Origin of the sequence: Bacillus sp. SN32 (assembly GCF_002837495.1) — a bacterium.
GTDB classification, from domain to species: Bacteria; Bacillota; Bacilli; order Bacillales; family Bacillaceae; genus Bacillus; species Bacillus subtilis.
The window spans coordinates 284,244-302,512 of sequence record NZ_PJCT01000002.1 but is presented as its reverse complement, the minus strand read 5'-3'; the positions used below and the strand labels follow the sequence as shown (position 1 = coordinate 302,512).

Annotated in this window: 24 protein-coding genes; 13 read left to right on the top strand and 11 right to left on the bottom strand. The window is 42.1% G+C overall.

Features of this window, described 5'->3' with window-relative positions; all coding sequences use genetic code 11:
- Window positions 1-82: 82 nt before the first annotated feature.
- Entirely contained in the window at window positions 83-697 is a 615-nt protein-coding gene (locus tag CW370_RS09970; protein ID WP_003243118.1) for a PH domain-containing protein, read from the bottom strand.
- Between the two features lie 149 nt (window positions 698-846).
- Between CW370_RS09970 and CW370_RS09965 the strand changes: the two genes are divergently transcribed.
- Window positions 847-1,482 (top strand): NAAT family transporter, encoded by a 636-nt coding sequence (locus CW370_RS09965; RefSeq protein WP_101169607.1) that lies wholly within the window; start codon window positions 847-849, stop codon window positions 1,480-1,482.
- Between the two features lie 17 nt (window positions 1,483-1,499).
- Here CW370_RS09965 and opcR read toward each other — a convergent pair whose 3' ends face one another.
- A complete protein-coding gene (gene opcR, locus CW370_RS09960; protein ID WP_003228345.1) occupies window positions 1,500-2,057 on the bottom strand; it encodes an opuC operon transcriptional regulator OpcR in 558 nt (185 codons plus the stop codon).
- A 263-nt stretch (window positions 2,058-2,320) separates the two neighbouring features.
- On the opposite strand from opcR, the gene opuCA reads away from it, so the two are divergent.
- The 6 genes from opuCA to sdpI all read left to right on the top strand — a co-directional run bounded on the left by opuCA (window position 2,321) and on the right by sdpI (window position 6,890).
- Complete coding sequence (gene opuCA / locus CW370_RS09955) at window positions 2,321-3,463, top strand: osmoprotectant ABC transporter ATP-binding protein OpuCA (RefSeq protein ID WP_003243370.1); 1,143 nt, start codon at window positions 2,321-2,323, stop codon at window positions 3,461-3,463.
- A 22-nt stretch (window positions 3,464-3,485) separates the two neighbouring features.
- Entirely contained in the window at window positions 3,486-4,139 is a 654-nt protein-coding gene (gene opuCB, locus CW370_RS09950) for a glycine betaine/carnitine/choline/choline sulfate ABC transporter permease OpuCB (RefSeq protein WP_003228349.1), read from the top strand.
- A 19-nt stretch (window positions 4,140-4,158) separates the two neighbouring features.
- Window positions 4,159-5,070: an osmoprotectant ABC transporter substrate-binding lipoprotein OpuCC gene (gene opuCC / locus CW370_RS09945; RefSeq protein WP_072173533.1), complete on the top strand. Its 912-nt coding sequence runs from the start codon at window positions 4,159-4,161 to the stop codon at window positions 5,068-5,070.
- 17 nt (window positions 5,071-5,087) lie between these two features.
- The gene (gene opuCD / locus CW370_RS09940) at window positions 5,088-5,777 is read left to right on the top strand and encodes a glycine betaine/carnitine/choline/choline sulfate ABC transporter permease OpuCD (RefSeq protein ID WP_003244403.1); all 690 of its coding nucleotides are present in this window, start codon (window positions 5,088-5,090) and stop codon (window positions 5,775-5,777) included.
- Between the two features lie 220 nt (window positions 5,778-5,997).
- Window positions 5,998-6,270 (top strand): sporulation delaying system autorepressor SdpR, encoded by a 273-nt coding sequence (gene sdpR, locus CW370_RS09935; protein WP_003243541.1) that lies wholly within the window; start codon window positions 5,998-6,000, stop codon window positions 6,268-6,270.
- Window positions 6,267-6,890, top strand: coding sequence for an immunity protein SdpI (gene sdpI, locus CW370_RS09930; RefSeq protein WP_003228357.1), 624 nt, complete (start codon window positions 6,267-6,269; stop codon window positions 6,888-6,890). Before sdpR ends, sdpI begins: the two co-directional genes overlap by 4 nt.
- A gap of 46 nt (window positions 6,891-6,936) precedes the next feature.
- Here sdpI and sdpC read toward each other — a convergent pair whose 3' ends face one another.
- The 4 genes from sdpC to CW370_RS09910 all read right to left on the bottom strand — a co-directional run bounded on the left by sdpC (window position 6,937) and on the right by CW370_RS09910 (window position 9,790).
- The gene (gene sdpC, locus CW370_RS09925; RefSeq protein ID WP_003243360.1) at window positions 6,937-7,548 is read right to left on the bottom strand and encodes a sporulation delaying protein SdpC; all 612 of its coding nucleotides are present in this window, start codon (window positions 7,546-7,548) and stop codon (window positions 6,937-6,939) included.
- Between the two features lie 42 nt (window positions 7,549-7,590).
- Window positions 7,591-8,562, bottom strand: coding sequence for a sporulation-delaying protein SdpB (sdpB, locus tag CW370_RS09920; RefSeq protein ID WP_003228363.1), 972 nt, complete (start codon window positions 8,560-8,562; stop codon window positions 7,591-7,593).
- Complete coding sequence (gene sdpA, locus CW370_RS09915; RefSeq protein ID WP_009968174.1) at window positions 8,559-9,035, bottom strand: sporulation-delaying system protein SdpA; 477 nt, start codon at window positions 9,033-9,035, stop codon at window positions 8,559-8,561. The genes sdpB and sdpA overlap by 4 nt, the downstream gene beginning before the upstream one ends.
- Before the next feature lie 221 nt (window positions 9,036-9,256).
- A complete protein-coding gene (locus tag CW370_RS09910) occupies window positions 9,257-9,790 on the bottom strand; it encodes a GbsR/MarR family transcriptional regulator (RefSeq protein ID WP_014480910.1) in 534 nt (177 codons plus the stop codon).
- 283 nt (window positions 9,791-10,073) lie between these two features.
- On the opposite strand from CW370_RS09910, the gene opuBA reads away from it, so the two are divergent.
- Genes opuBA through opuBD form a run of 4 tightly spaced genes read left to right on the top strand, consistent with a single transcriptional unit; the run spans window position 10,074 to window position 13,518 of the window.
- A complete protein-coding gene (opuBA, locus tag CW370_RS09905) occupies window positions 10,074-11,219 on the top strand; it encodes a choline ABC transporter ATP-binding protein OpuBA (protein ID WP_101169606.1) in 1,146 nt (381 codons plus the stop codon).
- A 16-nt stretch (window positions 11,220-11,235) separates the two neighbouring features.
- Entirely contained in the window at window positions 11,236-11,889 is a 654-nt protein-coding gene (gene opuBB, locus CW370_RS09900) for a choline ABC transporter permease OpuBB (RefSeq protein ID WP_003228370.1), read from the top strand.
- Between the two features lie 11 nt (window positions 11,890-11,900).
- Window positions 11,901-12,821 (top strand): choline ABC transporter substrate-binding lipoprotein OpuBC, encoded by a 921-nt coding sequence (gene opuBC / locus CW370_RS09895; RefSeq protein ID WP_101169605.1) that lies wholly within the window; start codon window positions 11,901-11,903, stop codon window positions 12,819-12,821.
- Between the two features lie 16 nt (window positions 12,822-12,837).
- A complete protein-coding gene (gene opuBD, locus CW370_RS09890; protein ID WP_101169604.1) occupies window positions 12,838-13,518 on the top strand; it encodes a choline ABC transporter permease OpuBD in 681 nt (226 codons plus the stop codon).
- Between the two features lie 39 nt (window positions 13,519-13,557).
- Here the strand turns inward: opuBD and CW370_RS09885 are convergent, their stop codons facing one another.
- The 4 genes from CW370_RS09885 to rghR all read right to left on the bottom strand — a co-directional run bounded on the left by CW370_RS09885 (window position 13,558) and on the right by rghR (window position 16,657).
- Complete coding sequence (locus tag CW370_RS09885) at window positions 13,558-15,258, bottom strand: methyl-accepting chemotaxis protein (protein ID WP_101169603.1); 1,701 nt, start codon at window positions 15,256-15,258, stop codon at window positions 13,558-13,560.
- 124 nt (window positions 15,259-15,382) lie between these two features.
- The gene (gene catR / locus CW370_RS09880; protein WP_003242888.1) at window positions 15,383-15,709 is read right to left on the bottom strand and encodes a catDE operon transcriptional regulator CatR; all 327 of its coding nucleotides are present in this window, start codon (window positions 15,707-15,709) and stop codon (window positions 15,383-15,385) included.
- 91 nt (window positions 15,710-15,800) lie between these two features.
- Window positions 15,801-16,220, bottom strand: coding sequence for a helix-turn-helix domain-containing protein (locus CW370_RS09875; protein ID WP_014480905.1), 420 nt, complete (start codon window positions 16,218-16,220; stop codon window positions 15,801-15,803).
- A 29-nt stretch (window positions 16,221-16,249) separates the two neighbouring features.
- A complete protein-coding gene (rghR, locus tag CW370_RS09870; RefSeq protein ID WP_003220034.1) occupies window positions 16,250-16,657 on the bottom strand; it encodes a transcriptional repressor RghR in 408 nt (135 codons plus the stop codon).
- 151 nt (window positions 16,658-16,808) lie between these two features.
- On the opposite strand from rghR, the gene CW370_RS09865 reads away from it, so the two are divergent.
- Window positions 16,809-17,042: a helix-turn-helix domain-containing protein gene (locus tag CW370_RS09865; RefSeq protein WP_009968172.1), complete on the top strand. Its 234-nt coding sequence runs from the start codon at window positions 16,809-16,811 to the stop codon at window positions 17,040-17,042.
- Window positions 17,043-17,081: 39 nt separating this feature from the next.
- Here the strand turns inward: CW370_RS09865 and CW370_RS09860 are convergent, their stop codons facing one another.
- A complete protein-coding gene (locus CW370_RS09860) occupies window positions 17,082-17,852 on the bottom strand; it encodes an alpha/beta fold hydrolase (protein ID WP_003228381.1) in 771 nt (256 codons plus the stop codon).
- Window positions 17,853-18,001: 149 nt separating this feature from the next.
- Here CW370_RS09860 and secG point away from each other — a divergent pair, with 149 nt between their 5' ends.
- Window positions 18,002-18,232 (top strand): preprotein translocase subunit SecG, encoded by a 231-nt coding sequence (secG, locus tag CW370_RS09855; protein ID WP_003220028.1) that lies wholly within the window; start codon window positions 18,002-18,004, stop codon window positions 18,230-18,232.
- Window positions 18,233-18,269: the final 37 nt, after the last annotated feature.

The window sequence follows — 18,269 nt, the reverse complement described above, 5'->3', positions numbered from 1 at the left end:
TTATAAAAGAAAAAAGTTGTAAAGTAATCAATATTCATACAAAAAAAGAGAAGAGCACGATAGCAGCTGTGTCTTTTTTTATCTAGTTATTAATATATTTCTCAAATACATCTCCAAAATCCTTAATATGATACTGCGAGCGAACGGATGTCAGCCAAGTGAATCCGAATTCGGTCAGCTCTTTGTATTGCGTTTCAATATTGACGTGCTCAGGGCGGGTATGGTGAAGAATCGTCACTGCTTTATCTAAGCTTTGCTCCGCTTGATTGATTAAAATGTCATTTTCATAGGTTGTTTCAGCGATGCGAAGCAGTGCTTTATAAAGGTCTTTTAACTTTTCAATCTGGTCTTTGTGGACATCAATGTCGAATTGTTCACCGCCCAGCTTGAACTTAATTTCAACATCCAAATCCACTTTTCCGGCAGTTTCAAGAAAAACGTCAGAGATTTTATATTGCGAATAAGGATAGCGTTTCAACGTTCGTTTCGAGGAAGTGGCGCGTTCGCCGTCTACATGGATCAGGGCCAGGTTCGTAAAGCAATACTCGTCTGCTTTTGTTTTAATCAAGAAATAAATTTTCTCATTATCTTCATGCATGACATAGTCATCTGCGTCTGTTTTGTCATAGTCCTGAGGTTCGATAATTTTTCCGATATCAGATAAGCCCAAGGCATCTGCCGCAATTTTTTTGAACATCTGTATACGTCCTTCCTATTCAATTTGTCACTTCATTGTAGCATGGCGCGTTTCTGACAGGCTATAAAGGTTTACCGGGAAATCGCCTCCGGGTAAAAGGGTGGAGAATAATTCTATTTCCTATGCAGACACTACCAACAAGGAGGTATATGATGTTCTCATTCATCGTTCACGTCTTCATTTCTTTATTCGCAGTATCGAATCCGATCGGAAACGTACCGATATTTCTGACGCTGACAGAAGGCTATACTGCAGCGGAAAGAAAAGTGATTGCCCGGAAGGCAGCTATTTTATCCTTTTTTATTCTCGCGGCTTTTTTGGTTTTCGGCCATCTTATCTTTAAACTGTTTGATATCAACATTCACGCGCTCCGAGTGGCGGGCGGCATATTCATTTTCGGCATTGCCTATAATCTATTGAATGCGAAAGAATCACACGTGCAATCTCTTCACCATGATGAACATAAGGAAAGCAAGGAAAAAGCGGATATATCAGTCACACCTTTATCCATTCCGATCATTGCTGGGCCCGGAACGATTGCAACAGTAATGAGCCTTTCCGCCGGTCATAGCGGCATTGGTCATTATGTGGCTGTCATGATCGGCATAGCCGCCGTTATTGCCCTGACCTTTCTCTTTTTCCACTATTCTGCTTTTATCAGCAGCAAACTCGGAAAAACCGAGATGAATGTGATTACCAGACTGATGGGATTAATCTTAGCCGTGGTTGCGGTCGGGATGATTGGTGCGGGGCTGAAAGGCATGTTTCCGATCTTAACCTCATGATGCAAAAAGCAGCTCCCTTATTTTAGAGAGCTGCTTTCTTTTGTTTTTGGCACGTACCGAAAGACTTCCTCACTCTCAAAAAATTCAATCAACCTGCTCAGCCAATCATAGTAATGAAGCCATTCTTTTAATTCATTCAGCAGCTGATTGACTTTCTCTTCCGCTTCCGGGGTAAGCCCGTCCCTTTGTAAAAGATCACTCAGCTCCCGGTTTAATTTTTTATACAGCACTTTGTTTTTGCTCACGACCTTTGTCCAATTCGCCGCAAATAAAGAAATGAAGGTTTGATAATAATCCTGCTCGACGTCATAAAGGTCTTTTCGTACGCCTTTTTCAAACACCTTTTCGGCGATATTGGCATCGATCATTTCCCGGACAACCTGGCTCATCCGTGTTTTGCTCATGCCCGTTGCCTCAGAGAGCTCGCTTAAGGTCATTGGTTTTCGATTCATATAAATAATTCCGAGCACACGTCCGACAGTTGAAGGCATTCCAAACGTATGCATATTTTCGGCAATCTTCTCAATGAGATGCTCTTCAGCATGTTCAATGATGTCGAGAGCGGTTTTTTTCACAGCTGATCATCCCTTCAAATGGCAATTGATGGTGTCAATATATCATATTTCTTCCTGGTGTTGAAAATAGCTGAATGCAGAGGAAGTGGGAGGTATCCGGCGTAATTGTAAGAACACCCTTTCCGTCTCGGTCATAACAATAAATAATCTATAAATAACATATAATTTCAACACATTGTAAACTTTTTATTTTACAAAGTTCAAACTATAATAAGGATTATACTTTTCAGAAAATTTAAAGGAAACCTGCGGAGGTGCACGGATTGCTGAAATTGGAACAAGTGTCAAAAGTATATAAAGGCGGCAAAAAAGCTGTGAACAGCATTGATTTAGATATTGCCAAAGGTGAATTTATCTGTTTTATCGGCCCGAGCGGCTGCGGAAAAACGACGACGATGAAGATGATTAACAGACTGATAGAACCATCGTCTGGAAGGATCTTTATCGACGGAGAAAATATTATGGAACAGGACCCGGTTGAGCTGAGGAGAAAAATCGGCTATGTGATTCAGCAGATTGGTTTGTTCCCCCATATGACCATCCAGCAGAACATCTCACTCGTACCAAAACTGTTGAAATGGCCTGAGGAAAAACGGAAAGAACGGGCGCGCGAGCTGTTAAAGCTTGTGGATATGGGCCCAGAGTATTTAGACCGTTATCCGCATGAACTCAGCGGCGGACAGCAGCAGAGAATCGGCGTGCTGCGCGCCCTGGCAGCGGAACCCCCTCTCATTTTAATGGATGAACCGTTCGGAGCGCTTGATCCGATTACGCGTGATTCCCTTCAGGAAGAATTCAAAAAACTGCAGAGAACCTTAAACAAAACGATTGTGTTTGTAACCCACGATATGGATGAAGCGATTAAGCTTGCTGACAGGATTGTGATATTAAAAGCGGGAGAAATCGTTCAAGTCGGCACACCTGATGAGATTCTTCGAAACCCGGCAAATGAGTTTGTTGAAGAATTTATCGGGAAAGAGCGCCTGATTCAGTCAAGACCGGATATCGAGCGGGTAGAGCAAATGATGAACAGAACGCCGGTGACGGTATCTGCGGACAAAACGCTTTCTCAGGCGATTCAGCTGATGAGAGAAAAACGTGTTGACTCGCTGCTCGTTGTGGACCGGCAAAATGTGCTGAAGGGCTATGTTGATGTGGAAATGATTGATCAAAACCGCAAAAAAGCAAGCATCGTTGGCGATGTATACCGCTCAGATATATATACCGTTCAAAAAGGGGCGCTACTTCGCGATACAGTCCGAAAAATTTTGAAGCAGGGGATCAAGTATGTTCCGGTGGTCGATGAACAGAACCATTTAGCAGGGATTGTGACAAGAGCGAGCCTTGTTGATATCGTGTACGATTCCATTTGGGGCGACGAGGAAAACCAGCTCATGACGATCTGACCAGGGGAGGAGCTCTTTTAAGATGAATCAAATGATGACTTTTTTGCAAACGAACGGCGGAGAGCTGTTGTATAAAACAGGAGAGCATTTATATATTTCACTCATAGCCGTTGTATTGGGCATTATCGTTGCAGTGCCGCTCGGCGTTGCTCTTACCAGAATGAAAAAAGGCGCAGGTGCGGTTATCGGTTTCGTAAACATTGTGCAAACCCTGCCGAGTCTGGCGATTTTAGCCTTTTTTATTCCGCTTCTCGGCGTAGGAAAAGTGCCTGCGATTGTCGCTTTATTTTTCTATTCGGTGCTGCCGATCTTGCGCAATACGTATACCGGCATTAAAGGTGTAAATAAAAACCTCCTGGAATCTGGGAAAGGAATTGGCATGACCGGCTGGGAGCAGATTCGGCTCGTTGAAATCCCGCTGGCGATTCCCATCATCATGGCGGGGATCCGCACATCAACGATCTACCTAATTGGCTGGGCGACACTTGCGTCGTTTATCGGGGGAGGCGGCCTCGGGGACTATATTTTTATCGGCCTGAACCTATACCAGCCTGAATATATCATTGGCGGTGCCGTGCCTGTCACAATTCTGGCAATTATCATTGATTATGTCCTAGCCGTGACAGAACGAAAGGTGACGCCGAAAGGCTTGCAAGGGATGAAGGAAGTTTCGTAAGGAGTTGGCTCTGTTGAAAATGACAAAAATCAAATGGCTTGGCGCGTTTGCTCTCGTCTTTGTCATGCTGCTAGGCGGCTGCTCTCTGCCGGGTCTCGGCGGCGCTTCTGACGACACGATCAAAATCGGGGCGCAAAGCATGACAGAATCAGAAATTTTAGCGAATATGATCGCGCAGCTTATTGAACATGATACAGATTTGAATACCGCTTTAGTGAAAAACCTCGGCTCAAACTATGTTCAGCACCAAGCGATGCTGGGCGGTGACATTGATATTTCAGCCACGCGCTATTCCGGAACAGATTTAACAAGCACCCTCGGCAAGGAAGCGGAGAAAGATCCAAAAAAAGCGCTGAACATTGTGCAGAACGAGTTTCAAAAGCGCTTTTCTTATAAATGGTTTGATTCCTACGGCTTTGATAACACGTATGCCTTCACCGTAACAAAAAAGTTTGCGGAAAATGAGCATATTAACACCGTGTCCGACCTGAAAAAAAATGCCTCCCAATATAAATTAGGCGTCGACAATGCTTGGCTGAAACGAAAAGGTGACGGGTATAAAGGCTTTGTCAGCACATATGGCTTTGAATTCGGCACAACTTATCCAATGCAGATCGGGCTTGTCTATGACGCAGTCAAAAACGGGAAAATGGACGCCGTTCTGGCTTATTCAACGGATGGACGGATTAAAGCCTATGACTTGAAAATCTTAAAAGATGATAAGCGTTTCTTCCCGCCGTATGACTGTTCACCGGTGATTCCGGAAAAGGTGCTTAAGGCGCATCCGGAGCTTGAAGGTGTGATCAATAAGCTGATTGGGCAAATCGACACGGAAACGATGCAGGAACTTAATTATGAAGTGGATGGCAAGCTGAAGGAGCCGTCTGTCGTAGCAAAGGAATTTTTAGAGAAACATCATTATTTTGACTAAGAAAAGAGGTGGATCATATGGAAGTACTACAGCAGCTTGGCACATACTATTCGCAAAACGGCGGTTATGTGCTGCAGGAGTTTTACCGCCATTTTCTGATGTCGGTATACGGCGTTTTATTTGCCGCCATTGTTGGAATTCCGCTCGGCATCCTGATAGCCAGATACAGAAGATTAAGCGGATGGGTTTTTGCGGTCACGAACGTCATTCAGACGATCCCGGCTCTCGCCATGCTTGCCGTGCTGATGCTTGTCATGGGGCTGGGCGCTAATACGGTGATATTGTCATTATTTCTGTATTCTCTTCTGCCGATTATCAGAAATACGTATACAGGGATTATCAGTATTGAGCACGCCTATCTTGAATCCGGAAAAGCAATGGGGATGACAAAATTTCAAGTGCTGAGGATGGTCGAGCTTCCGCTTGCGCTTTCGGTCATAATGGCCGGCCTGCGCACCGCGCTTGTCATTGCCATCGGCATTACGGCCATCGGGACATTTGTCGGTGCAGGCGGTCTCGGGGACATCATCGTCAGGGGATCAAACGCCACAAACGGAACCGCGATTATATTAGCGGGAGCGATCCCCACAGCTCTGATGGCGGTGATTGCCGATTTGGTCATGGGCTGGCTTGAACGAGCATTAAGCCCGATTAAAAAGAAAAAAGGAAATTTTATTATAGCTGATAGAAAAACCACCTCTATTTAAATACAACGGAGGTGGTTTTTTTAAATAAACAACATGTGTTAGTACCTGTTAAACATATTTTCCAGTGTTGGGATTATCCAATTATTTGAATAAAATACAAAAACATATATTATAACCAATTGGAGGGTTGTTTTTAAAAAAATTTCAAGTTATAATGGAAATAATACATTTATACAAATATCTAAATGTCTAAATGTTTTTTTGTAAAGGAGAAAACGCTATGAATAATGTTTTCAAAGCTATATCAGATCCAACAAGGAGAAAAATTTTGGATTTGTTAAAAGGAGGGGATATGACTGCGGGAGATATTGCTGAGCATTTTAATATCAGCAAACCGAGTATTTCGCACCACTTGAATATTTTAAAGCAAGCGGAAGTCATAAGTGACCATCGCAAAGGACAATTTATTTATTACTCTCTAAATACAACAGTACTTCAAGACTCAATAAATTGGATGCTTAACTTTATAAATAAAGGGGATAACGATTTATGAAGAAAAATATAATTTCCATAATTATTGTATGTTTGAGTTTCTTGACTTCAATTATATTATATCAATACCTTCCAGAAGAAATACCGATACAATGGTCAGGAAATAAACCGGCTGCAATTGTATCTAAACCTTTAACAATATTTATTATACCTGTTGTTATGCTTATTTATTATCTTACTTTTTATATGTTAACTATTAAGTCTACACAAAAAAATAAAGCATTGCTTTTCCTAGCTTCTAATAATATGTTAATCCTTTTATATATTTTACAACTCTCAACTCTATTGATAAGTTTAGGATACGAAGTGAATATTGATTTAATAATAGGGCTTGGTGTTGGTATCTTTTTAATTATTGGTGGAAATTCTATGCAGCTAGCAGAACAAAACCATCTTATTGGATTGAGGACACCTTGGACATTAAAAGATGAGACTGTTTGGAAACTGGGAAATCGCTTTGCCTCTAAAGTACTTGTAGTGTGTGGTTTTATAATAGCTGTTCTTTCATTTTTTACAGGAGAATATATAATTCTTATTATGATTGTGCTAGTTCTTCTAGCATTAGTTATTTCAACACTAGCTTCATATCATTATTACAAAAAATTAAACGGTTCACGTTGAAAAAGTGTCTTGCGGAGCAATCCGCAAGACACTCAATTATAATGGATTATTGATGAATCAATTTTAGGGTTTTTGCAGCAGCCGCTTCTAAATCAGAATTATTAGAAGCTGAAGAGGAATATTTGGCAACGTATTTCCACACTGCAGTTGTTACTGCGGCAGCCGTTTGTAATGCAACTGCGTTAACGCCCACAACATATAAATATCCAGCTGCTACACAGACGGCATAAAGCCCACAAGATGGAGTAACTTTATTAGAAGAGTATTTTACGTTTTCATTTTTCTTAGCATATTTTTGGATAAGTTGGTCTGCTTTGGTCATATTTTCAATGAGTTTTTTAGGGTCTTTGCTGTCAATCGATTGTTTCAATTCATCCATATATTGTGGTTGATCTTTTTTTATAAATTTGACTACATCATTTACTAACTTTTTACCTTCTGTACTATTTGCCTCTTTTACGAGTTTAGGGTCCAAATCGTTTGAAATTAATTTACCAACTTCCCCTTGTCCAAATAAAAGTCCTCTAAAGTAATCTTCTCCAGAAAATGTATGGTTTTCTTTAGCAGATGTACTTGACTCCTTAGAGAGTCCTACTAATGAAAAAACCAATATCGTCACCATGGAAACAATCAATAGCCTAAGTAATTTACTTTTCAAATTATTATACCTCCATTAAGTTATTTCTCCATTATCTAAATGTTAGCTATGAAACAATTTTGTAAGAAACTTGACTGATTCACCTCCTATTCTTTTGAAATTTCTCTTTCCTTTTACATATATATATTTAAATAAAGGAGAACACCAATTCATAGTGATATTTTGTTGTACAGGATGCAGATATATAATTAATGCTGATATCATGATCAAGCCAAAACTTACAATACCAATGCTGAATATTATCCCAATATGAAATAATATTCCCAAAACAAGGGCAATTCTCTTTATTCTGATATTTGAAATTATGCTTGCTGCTAAGAACAACTCAAAAATAGTTACTAACCAAGTGATGACAACAATAAAATTGCTTTCAAGTAGTGGATTCATTAAGTTAAGTTGATATTCAGGTAATCCAAACACCGGATCAGAAAAGAAATAGTAAATTGCTGTTCCTTCTGCCCACTCTTTATTTTTCAATCGCTCTAAAGCTGCGTTTAAATAAATGATAAAAACTTGAATTTTAATTATTGTCATTATATAAAACAATACTGTCTTCTTTGTGAAAGATTCATTATTGTTTTTCTTTATATTCCAATGATTTCGCCTTGAATCTAATAATGTAACAGGTAATATAAGAAAAGAAAGAACAGTTGCAATTTGCTCTCCACCATCGATAGTTAAAGCTGAAGTTTGAATACTATAGCAAATATACCAGTGAAATAAACCGGTAAATCTAGGTCTCCACCCTATAACCACTAAGGTTAATATAAAAATCATTAAGTATCTTATAATCTCAAAATTGATACTATATTCTTTAGCAAAACAAAAAGCGGTAGGGATATAGACATTTTCACATGTGACATTATTTGCACTATAACTAAATAAAATATCAGTACTATTGAATAATAGTACTAGTAATGTTGAGAAACCAAGTAAACTTCTAAAAAGTGCATATGTATTTTTCCATGGATTATAGGTGTCAATATAACCTTCTAAACTATTTAATATCTTCATACTATTTTTATTTTTAGCACCTTTCTTTCAAAAGAGGTAGTTTGCTTAAAGTCTATCCAATACCATGAGAGTGGTTTTTGGCGATATATTAGGTATTCTCCTTTGCTAAGATGTATATAATCTTCATTTTTTATAACCTTAATAGGCTTTATTTGTTTCTCTAAATTTGTGCAGGAGTTGTTGTTTTCACAAGTTTTCCAATTCTTTGGATCGATATTCTCTACAATTTTGCCTAATTCTATTGCCTGAACTCTTCCTTCTCTTTTTATCCCAAAAAAATTATTGGGAAGTGCATTAGGTAACTTTAAATTTTCTTTTGTGTGAAATGAAATGTTTTCTTCTGTAGGGCTTTTACTATAAAAGCCAAAGCCTTGGGGAGACAATTGTTGCAAAAAATTTTTTTTGAACAGTGGATTCTGAGGTGAAATATTACTAAAGTAATAAGAAGAAAATAATAGGAAACATATAGTCATTACAGTTATAATTCCTTTTTTTTTGATATAGATTACCTCCTCTAAGCTAATATAATCATTTCAAAAAGATTATATAATAGCTAGTCAGAATAATCAACAAAAAATGGATAATGAATAAATTAATGTAAACTATGCATTATTTTGTTTATTTTCTTGAAGTTTGATATTCAACCATTTGGATTGGAACTAAAAAAGTTCCCAGAATTGAATTTGGGAACTTTTTACGGCTTCGGCACATATTTAAAAATTTCTTCGCTCTCAAAAAACTCAATCAAACGGCTGAGCCAATTATAATAATCAAGCCATTCCTTTAATTCTTTCAGCAGTTCATTCACTTTTTCTTCCGCTTCAGGAGTAAGCTCTTCATCCAACACGCTAAGCAGCTCCCGATTGAGTTTTTTATGCATCATTTTGTTTTTGCTGACGACTTTGCTCCAGGTGGCTGAAAACAGCGTGATAAATGTTTGATAGTAGTCCTGCTCAACCTCATATAAATCTTTTCGGACGCCTTTTTCGAACACCTTCTCGGCAATGTTGGCATCAAGCATTTCCCGCACTACCTGGCTCATGCGTGTTTTGCTCATGCCGGTGGCCTCAGATAATTCCGTAAGCGTCATCGGTTTTCGATTCATATAAATAATGCCCAGCACACGTCCGACGGTAGAGGGCATTCCAAATGCATGCATGTTTTCCGCGATTTTTTCTATAAAATGGTCCTCGGCTTGTTCAATGATCGTTAACGGATCTTTCTCCAACGGTTTCATCCTTTCAGCTAACAATTCCGATGTCAATATACCACATTTTTGATACGGCGAAAATGCTGTCAAAAGAGAATTTGGCAGGAAATTGGAGCAATAAGGAGATCAACACACGTCAATGCGGGTAAATCAGCGTTTACACATACTTTATAAATAATATGAACAAATTGTAAACTTTTTATTTTATAAACTTTATTCTATAATGGGAAGCATTCAATTGTCTGAAAAATTAAATTTAAACTGAACGAATTGAATAAACTTAATTTTGGAGGTGCGATGTTTGCTGACATTAGAAAATGTCTCGAAAACATACAGGGGCGGCAAAAAAGCCGTGAACAACGTAAATCTTAAGATTGCAAAAGGCGAATTTATCTGCTTTATCGGGCCGAGCGGCTGCGGAAAAACAACAACAATGAAAATGATTAACCGATTAATTGAGCCTTCCGCCGGGAAGATTTTCATTGACGGCGAAAACATCATGGACCAGGATCCTGTAGAGCTCAGGCGCAAAATTGGCTATGTGATTCAGCAGATCGGCCTGTTTCCCCATATGACCATTCAGCAGAATATCTCACTCGTCCCAAAACTGCTGAAATGGCCGGAGCAGCAGCGGAAAGAACGGGCGCGTGAGCTTTTAAAATTGGTCGATATGGGGCCTGAATATTTAGACCGTTACCCTCATGAATTAAGCGGGGGGCAGCAGCAGCGTATTGGTGTATTACGGGCACTTGCCGCGGAGCCGCCGCTTATCTTAATGGATGAACCGTTTGGGGCACTCGACCCGATTACGAGGGATTCCCTCCAGGAAGAATTTAAAAAACTGCAAAAAACCTTACATAAAACCATCGTATTTGTTACCCACGATATGGATGAAGCGATTAAGCTGGCAGACCGAATTGTGATTTTAAAAGTTGGAGAAATCGTTCAAGTTGGAACGCCCGATGACATTTTAAGAAATCCGGCAGACGAATTTGTTGAGGAATTTATCGGCAAGGAGCGGCTGATTCAGTCATCCAGCCCGGATGTTGAACGGGTTGACCAGATTATGAACACACAGCCTGTAACGATCACCGCGGATAAAACGCTTTCTGAGGCCATTCAGCTGATGAGGCAGGAACGGGTCGATTCATTGCTGGTCGTCGATGACGAGCACGTTCTGCAAGGCTATGTCGATGTTGAAATCATTGATCAATGCCGGAAAAAGGCCAATCTCGTAGGTGAGGTTTTACATGAAAATATATACACAGTACTGGGCGGCACACTGCTGCGCGACACGGTCCGCAAAATTTTAAAACGGGGTGTCAAATATGTTCCCGTTGTGGATGAAGACCGACGCCTGATCGGAATTGTGACGAGGGCAAGTCTGGTCGACATCGTGTATGACTCCCTCTGGGGAGAAGAAAAGCAGCTCGCAGCATTGTCATAGGGAGGGGCGATAAGTCATGCATCATATTGTTCAATTTTTGCAAACCAATGGGGGCGAGCTTCTTTATAAAACATACGAGCATATTACGATATCGCTCATTGCTGTGATCCTGGGCGTGCTGGTTGCCGTCCCCCTCGGGGTTGTGCTTACCAGAATGAAAAAAGGAGCCGGCACCATTATCGGCATTGTCAATATCATTCAGACGCTGCCGAGTCTGGCCATCCTCGCTTTTTTTATCCCGCTCCTTGGTGTAGGGAAGGTTCCGGCCATTGTGGCTTTGTTTTTCTATTCCGTATTGCCGATTCTTCGCAACACGTATACCGGCATTCGCGGCGTCAACAAAAATCTGCTCGAATCTGGTAAAGGCATAGGAATGACGCCGGCTGAACAAGTCCGCTTGGTGGAGCTGCCGCTTGCCGCGCCAGTGATCATGGCGGGAATCAGGACATCGACGATTTACTTAATCGGCTGGGCCACGCTTGCTTCCTTTATCGGAGGCGGCGGATTGGGTGATTACATTTTTATCGGACTGAATTTATATCAGCCGGAATATATCATCGGGGGCGCGGTACCTGTCACGATATTGGCAATTGTGATTGATTATGTGCTGGCAGTTGCTGAACGAAAACTGACACCTGCCGGCATGCAGAGATTGAAGGAATTGTCATAAGGAGGCGGCTCATGAAAAGAAAATATCTCAAATTAATGATAGGTTTAGCACTTGCGGCAACGCTGACGCTGAGCGGCTGTTCGCTTCCTGGTCTCAGCGCTGCTGCAGACCAGACCATTAAAATCGGCGCGCAAAGCATGAGCGAATCAGAAATCATCGCCAGCATGCTTGGCCAGTTGATCGAACACCATACTGATCTCAAAACAACAACGATTAAAAATCTTGGCTCCAACGCGGTGCAGCAGCAGGCTTTAATGAACGGGGAAATTGACATTGCGGCCACAAGATATACGGGAGACGCGCTGACAGGCACGCTGAGAATGCAACCGGAAAAAGACCCGGACAAAGCGCTGGCGCTTACTCAGCGGGAGTTTAAAAAAAGATACAATTTAAAATGGTATAACTCCTACGGGTTTGATAATACATATGCCTTTACAGTCAGCAAGGAACTGGCCGACCAATACCATTTAGAGACCGTATCAGACGTTAAAAAATGGGCGCCGCAATTAAAGCTGGGCGTTGATAACTATTGGATGAAGCTCAAAGGAAACGGCTATCAGGATTTTACAAAAACCTACGGCATGACATTCGGCGGCACGTATCCGATGCAGATCGGCCTTGTGTACGACGCGGTGAAGAGCGGAAAAATGGACATTGTGCTTGCGTATTCAACCGATGGAAGAATCAAGTCCTATGGTCTCAAAATGCTAAAGGATGATAAACAATTTTTCCCGCCGTACGACTGCTCTCCGGTTGTTCCGGAAAAGGTGCTCAAAGAACATCCTGAGCTTGAAGGCATCATCAAGAAAATGCTCGGAAAAATCGACACAGCCACGATGCAGGAGCTTAACTATGAAGTCGACGGCAATCTCAAAGAACCGTCTGTCGTTGCCAAGGAATATTTAGAAAAACATCGCTACTTCGAATCGTGAAAGGGGGACGAGGTCAATGAACGTGTTTGAACAGTTAATGACGTATTACGCGCAGAATGGCAGTTACGTCATGGATGAATTCAGCCGCCACTTTCTCATGTCGGCTTACGGCGTATTGTTTGCCGCTGTCGTCGGGGTTCCGGTCGGAATCCTCATCGCGCATTTTCGCCGTTTGTCAGCCTGGGTGTTTGCCGTAACAAACGTTATTCAAACAATCCCGTCGCTCGCTATGCTGGCCGTCTTAATGCTTGTTATGGGGCTCGGCGCAAATACCGTGATTCTATCATTATTTCTGTATTCCCTGCTGCCGATTATTCGAAACACGTACACAGGCATTATCAGTATTGAGCATGCCTACTTAGAATCGGGGAAAGCAATGGGCATGACGAAATTCCAAGTGCTCAGAATGGTTGAGCTCCCGCTCGCACTATCTGTCATTATGGCGGGCCTTCGCACGGCTCTCGTCATTGCCATCGGAATTACAGCGATTGGCACATTTGTCGGTGCCGGAGGCCTTGGGGACATGATCGTCCGCGGCTCAAACGCGACAAACGGAACAGCCATTATTCTAGCCGGAGCGATACCAACTGCGGTGATGGCGGTAGGGGCGGATTTGCTCATGGCCTGGCTGGAGCGGGCATTAAGTCCGGTGAAGAAAAAAAGAACCGGGGCGAAACACGTTCAATCAGCTGCATAGAATAGAAAAAGAGGCTGGAGTCCAGCCTCTTTTTTCTATTTAAATCGTAAACTGCCCCATCTTCTCATTAAGCTCCTTCGCCAGCTGCTCAAGCTCTTCAGCATTTTGAAGCACTTGATCCATCGAATGGGCGGATTGCTCGGTTATTGAAAATGTTTCTTCAATGCCGGCGGCCGACTCTTCGGATACAGAAGCGATATTTTCAATCGATTGATTGATAGTAATCGATTGGTTTGTTAACTGCTTCAAGCCATCCGTTACTTCCTTAATGCTGTCTGCAACATGAGTGACGGATTGCTTGATATGCTGCATAGCCTGCCCGGTGTCTGTCAGGTTTTCCGTTCCTTTTTCGACTTCTGTAAAGCTGCTTTCCAAGTACGTAATGACAGTGTGGATCTCCTGCTGTGTCCCGCCTACAATCCGGGTAATATCCTGCACGGAATCAGAAACGCCGTCAGCCAGCTTTCTGACCTCCTCTGCCACAACGGCGAAGCCTTTGCCGCTTTCTCCTGCGCGGGCAGCTTCAATCGCGGCGTTAAGGGACAGCAAATTCGTTTGCTCGGCAATTCCGTTGATGACCTGAACGAGCTTGTTAATATCCTGAGAATGCTGTTCCAGTGATCTCACTTTATGCACGGCTTCTTCAACAATATGATGGATGGTTTTCATTTGCTGTAATGACGTAGCCATATTTTCGTTCCCGCTTACCGCGAGTTCGAGAACGTTTTGAGACGTATCGCTGATTGTGATGCCGTGATTATAGGCTTTATCAATGCTTTCGGTAAACTCATTCATCGATTCGGCAATCGTCACGGCGTCTTGGGCCTGCTGTTCAGAGCCCTCAGCCATTTCGTTCATCGTCTCGGTAATATGTTTGCTGCCGGATCTTGTTTCATTCGTTGCGGTTGCAAGCACCTGTGAAGAAGAAAGAACCCGGCTTGATATGTCTTTAGAATATCCGACAATATCTCGCAGATTCCCTACCATTTTTTGCAGCGCTTCATTCAGATCACCCAGTTCGTCTTTTGAGTTGAGCGCCTCCATATCGTTCGACAAATCGCCTTCGGCAATATGATTGGCAGATTCCTTCATGCGAATGATAGGCTTTACAATGTTTCGCGTGATATAAAGCCAGATGAAAATGCTGATGAGGATTGATGCTGCCACAAGCAAAGCAGTGTAAATGAGCCCTTTATGATAGACGGCCTTCGTTTCTTTTACCGCTGTGTTGCTGCCTTCTTGATTTAAGTCAACAAGCTGAGTGATTGTTTTTTTCATATCCTCAAAGCTGGCCTCAGTCTGAACCAATAAACCTCTTGCTTTGTCCATGTCATTCGTGCGGCCGCTTTCGATAATTTGCGCATGAATATCCATATAGGTATTCACTTCAGTTTGAAGCTGCTCGAACAGTTTCTGCTCTTTATCAGTGGAGATCGTTTTTTCGTAGTTATCGAGCTTTTGGTTAATGTCTTCCATGATTTGATTCATTTCTTGATCAAGTGTATCCATTTTACTTTTGTCTGTATAAATCAGAAAGTCCTTTTCTTTAGAAGACAGGTGCTCGGTTACATAATTAATTGAAGTGATTCCTTTGATGCCGTCAATCCATTTTGTGTTGATTTCATCTGTTTTTTGAATGATATGCTGCATATTAAGAACGCCTATTCCGCCTACAAGTAAATTGATCAGGATCAGTGTCAAAAATACCAGGCTGAATTTGCGGGAAATCGTCAGTCGCATATAGTGGTCTCCTTTAAAAACGTAATGTGTGGATGTACTATATATCGGCTGAGATATCTTTTTTTCACCTGGAAAATAAAAAACGGTTCTTTTCTCGTCTTTGAGATCAGAACCGTTTTAGCAATTAGTCAAGAAAGGAAGGGTCAATCCATTCAGTCGCCCATTTAGAAATCTCACCTAATATGGGTGCTAGTGCCTTTCCTTTATCAGTCAATGAATATTCGATGCGAACCGGAGTTTCAGGGATGACATCCCGCTTCACTACTCCTTCAAGCTCAAGTTCTTTCAGCCGTTCTGACAGAACTCTGCCGCTTAGATTTGGAAGTGCTGCTTCAATTTCGCTAAATCGCTGCGACCCGTTCAAGAGCTGAAATACGATTAAAGCGACCCAGCGTTTACTTAAGATGTCGACTGCTTTTTCAAATCTAGGACACATTTCTGATTGGTTCATACTTTTCACCTCGTCTGTCACTATTATAACGCAAATAACGAGGGAGGGTATGCAAGCGTGATTGATAAAATATAGAAAGAGAAACAGGGGATTATGAGGAAGAGGCGCGTTTTTTTGCTTCTGAAGACAAAAAATCGAAGTATTTGCTGAGATTTTCAATATCCTGCTTTGAGAGATGTTCCCATTTTTGACTATTGAAAATCGGGAGGTGCTCCGCTCCGCGTGTGACAGCCGTCTGGTAAATTTCATAAACGGATTGATAGCTTTCAGATGCTTCGCGGATTTCTTCAGGAAAGGCCTGAATATGGCCTGCGGCGGCCATTAGGTTTTCGTACGGCACTTTCAGGACGGCTGCCAGTTTTTTAATCGTGGCGGGTTTTGGCGTCCCGCGTTTGCCGTTTTCAATTTTTGAAATGGTGGCCGAGCTGATGCCTGAGTACACCGCAAGCTGATTCACTGTCAGTTTGCGGGCGCGGCGCAGCTCCCGTAATTGCTGTCCGAACGGTGACATGGTCTATCGCCTCACATTTCTATCAAGAGTCAGTCATCAGCAGACCGTTTTTTGGCTTCATCTGAAATAAACGAAAAATAATGATCCAGCATGAGCAAATCTTCTTTATTGAGATATTGCCACTTTTCGTTCTCAAGAAGCGCAAGGTTTTTCAGGTCATAGGCCTCCGCTTTTTCAAGCAGCTTGCACTTCGTTTCATAAGGGGCCCTGGCTTCATGCACTTCTTCGATGTAACCAGCCTTGTACATAAGCCCCTCATAAGGAATTTTTAAGGCCTCTGCCAGTTTTTTGATGGTGGCAGGTTTGGGAACGCCCCGTTTTCCGTTTTCGATTCTGGAGATGCCGGCCGCACTTACGCCTGAATAAGTCGCCAGCTGGTTGACTGTTAACTTTCTCTCTTCACGCAATGCCCGTAATTGTTCGCCAAAGCTTTCCATATATCTCACCCCGTCCCTCACTGTTACTCATATTTTAGTATGTTTATTGACTAAAGGGAATAGGTAGACTGGAAATGTATTGACAAAAGTTAACATAAGCCGTAATGTAAAAGTATAGAAAAAAGTTTTTCAGGAATGGAAGGTGAGGAAAGTGCCAGTAGAAAAGATACAGATTAGACGTGATTATGTCTTGCAGTATATGGTTAATAACGATTATTCCCTTAATCAGCTTGCGCTGGAAATCGGAGTCTCACCCGCCACACTGAGCCGCGTGCTGAATGGAGAAAGAAGGCCGGGGCAGCTTGTGATTGGTAAAATGCTTCACTATTTTAATTTGAAATTTGAGGATCTTTTTTACTATGATTTTGTTGACAAAAGTCAATAAAGTAACAAAAAACGCAAGGAAGCCAAGCGTTTTCTATTCCTATGAATGATGTGTCAGCACAAACCCTGTCACCAGCTCATTGCACGTTTTCCATTGTTTTGTCGGCAATTGATGTCCCTGATATTCCAATCTGAAAAATTCGGCATGTCTGCACGATCTTCGGTAATAGCCTGCGTTTGTAAAGGTCCAGTCCCGCAGGCCGCCATACATAAACAGCATTGGCATTTCTAGGCGGGGCAGCTGTTCAATGCAGTTGTAGCCAAGCGAATCCAGATAATACTGATGCCAATGGGCCTGGTCTGCTTTTTTCATATGGTCTGTTAATATGCTGCGAAGCTGTCTGTCTTTTGTGTGGCTGCCAGCGAGGATTTTCATGAGTAAACCGGGGTTTTTTTCAAGCAGATACATTCCCAGTTTGTGCAGCTTCTGGCCGATTACGTTATGAACAGCGGGGTAGGCGCCGGACAGAATAAGGTGTGACACTTTGTCCGGGCGGGTGAAGCCGATATGCTGCGCGATTAAGCCTCCGGCAGAATACCCGAATAACACAGCTTTATCAATGTGCAAAGCGTCCATGAATTGCGCGATCTCGTTTGCGTAATAGGAAATAGACGCTGGCTGATCGATGTGATCACTATCACCGTGGCCGCTTAAATCGGGAAAAATCACCCTGAAATGCTTGGATAGAAGGCGCTGATAATAAAAAACCTTGCGTCCCATGCCCGGCGGGTGGATAAAAATGATAGGGATTCCCTGTCCATATTCTTCATAAAAAAGATGTTTCCTGCTGTCTATGCTGATAAGCGGCATCGCTTTTCTCCTTTGACCTTTTCATTATGAATAGGGTAACCAAGATAAAACGTCTTATCCGGCCTTTTGGCGTCTGATACAGCGTGACATGCCAACCCTTTTCATGTAAAATAGAAGTAATGTAGCCAGTGAGTCTGGAGGTGTATGGGATGCACGCAGTTTTGATTACCTTATTGGTTATCGTCAGCATTGCACTTATTATTGTCGTTTTGCTTCAATCCAGTAAAAGCGCCGGATTATCTGGTGCGATTTCAGGCGGAGCGGAGCAGCTCTTCGGGAAACAAAAAGCAAGAGGTCTTGATTTAATTTTGCACCGCATTACGGTAGTGCTGGCAGTCTTGTTTTTCGTGTTAACGATTGCGCTTGCTTATATCCTATAGGGCAATGTTTGTATAAGGTCTGATGTGAAGTCAGGCC

What these genes read in the sequence shown, in the direction of transcription:
- CW370_RS09970 (WP_003243118.1), bottom strand. Translation starts at nt 697, where the DNA reads ATGTTCAAAAAAATTGCGGCAGATGCCTTGGGCTTATCTGATATCGGA.
- CW370_RS09965 (WP_101169607.1), top strand. Translation starts at nt 847, where the DNA reads ATGATGTTCTCATTCATCGTTCACGTCTTCATTTCTTTATTCGCAGTA.
- opuCB (WP_003228349.1), top strand. Translation starts at nt 3,486, where the DNA reads ATGAATCAAATGATGACTTTTTTGCAAACGAACGGCGGAGAGCTGTTG.
- opuCC (WP_072173533.1), top strand. Translation starts at nt 4,159, where the DNA reads ATGACAAAAATCAAATGGCTTGGCGCGTTTGCTCTCGTCTTTGTCATG.
- opuCD (WP_003244403.1), top strand. Translation starts at nt 5,088, where the DNA reads ATGGAAGTACTACAGCAGCTTGGCACATACTATTCGCAAAACGGCGGT.
- sdpR (WP_003243541.1), top strand. Translation starts at nt 5,998, where the DNA reads ATGAATAATGTTTTCAAAGCTATATCAGATCCAACAAGGAGAAAAATT.
- sdpI (WP_003228357.1), top strand. Translation starts at nt 6,267, where the DNA reads ATGAAGAAAAATATAATTTCCATAATTATTGTATGTTTGAGTTTCTTG.
- sdpB (WP_003228363.1), bottom strand. Translation starts at nt 8,562, where the DNA reads ATGAAGATATTAAATAGTTTAGAAGGTTATATTGACACCTATAATCCA.
- sdpA (WP_009968174.1), bottom strand. Translation starts at nt 9,035, where the DNA reads ATGACTATATGTTTCCTATTATTTTCTTCTTATTACTTTAGTAATATT.
- opuBB (WP_003228370.1), top strand. Translation starts at nt 11,236, where the DNA reads ATGCATCATATTGTTCAATTTTTGCAAACCAATGGGGGCGAGCTTCTT.
- opuBC (WP_101169605.1), top strand. Translation starts at nt 11,901, where the DNA reads ATGAAAAGAAAATATCTCAAATTAATGATAGGTTTAGCACTTGCGGCA.
- opuBD (WP_101169604.1), top strand. Translation starts at nt 12,838, where the DNA reads ATGAACGTGTTTGAACAGTTAATGACGTATTACGCGCAGAATGGCAGT.
- CW370_RS09885 (WP_101169603.1), bottom strand. Translation starts at nt 15,258, where the DNA reads ATGCGACTGACGATTTCCCGCAAATTCAGCCTGGTATTTTTGACACTG.
- catR (WP_003242888.1), bottom strand. Translation starts at nt 15,709, where the DNA reads ATGAACCAATCAGAAATGTGTCCTAGATTTGAAAAAGCAGTCGACATC.
- CW370_RS09875 (WP_014480905.1), bottom strand. Translation starts at nt 16,220, where the DNA reads ATGTCACCGTTCGGACAGCAATTACGGGAGCTGCGCCGCGCCCGCAAA.
- rghR (WP_003220034.1), bottom strand. Translation starts at nt 16,657, where the DNA reads ATGGAAAGCTTTGGCGAACAATTACGGGCATTGCGTGAAGAGAGAAAG.
- CW370_RS09860 (WP_003228381.1), bottom strand. Translation starts at nt 17,852, where the DNA reads ATGCCGCTTATCAGCATAGACAGCAGGAAACATCTTTTTTATGAAGAA.
- secG (WP_003220028.1), top strand. Translation starts at nt 18,002, where the DNA reads ATGCACGCAGTTTTGATTACCTTATTGGTTATCGTCAGCATTGCACTT.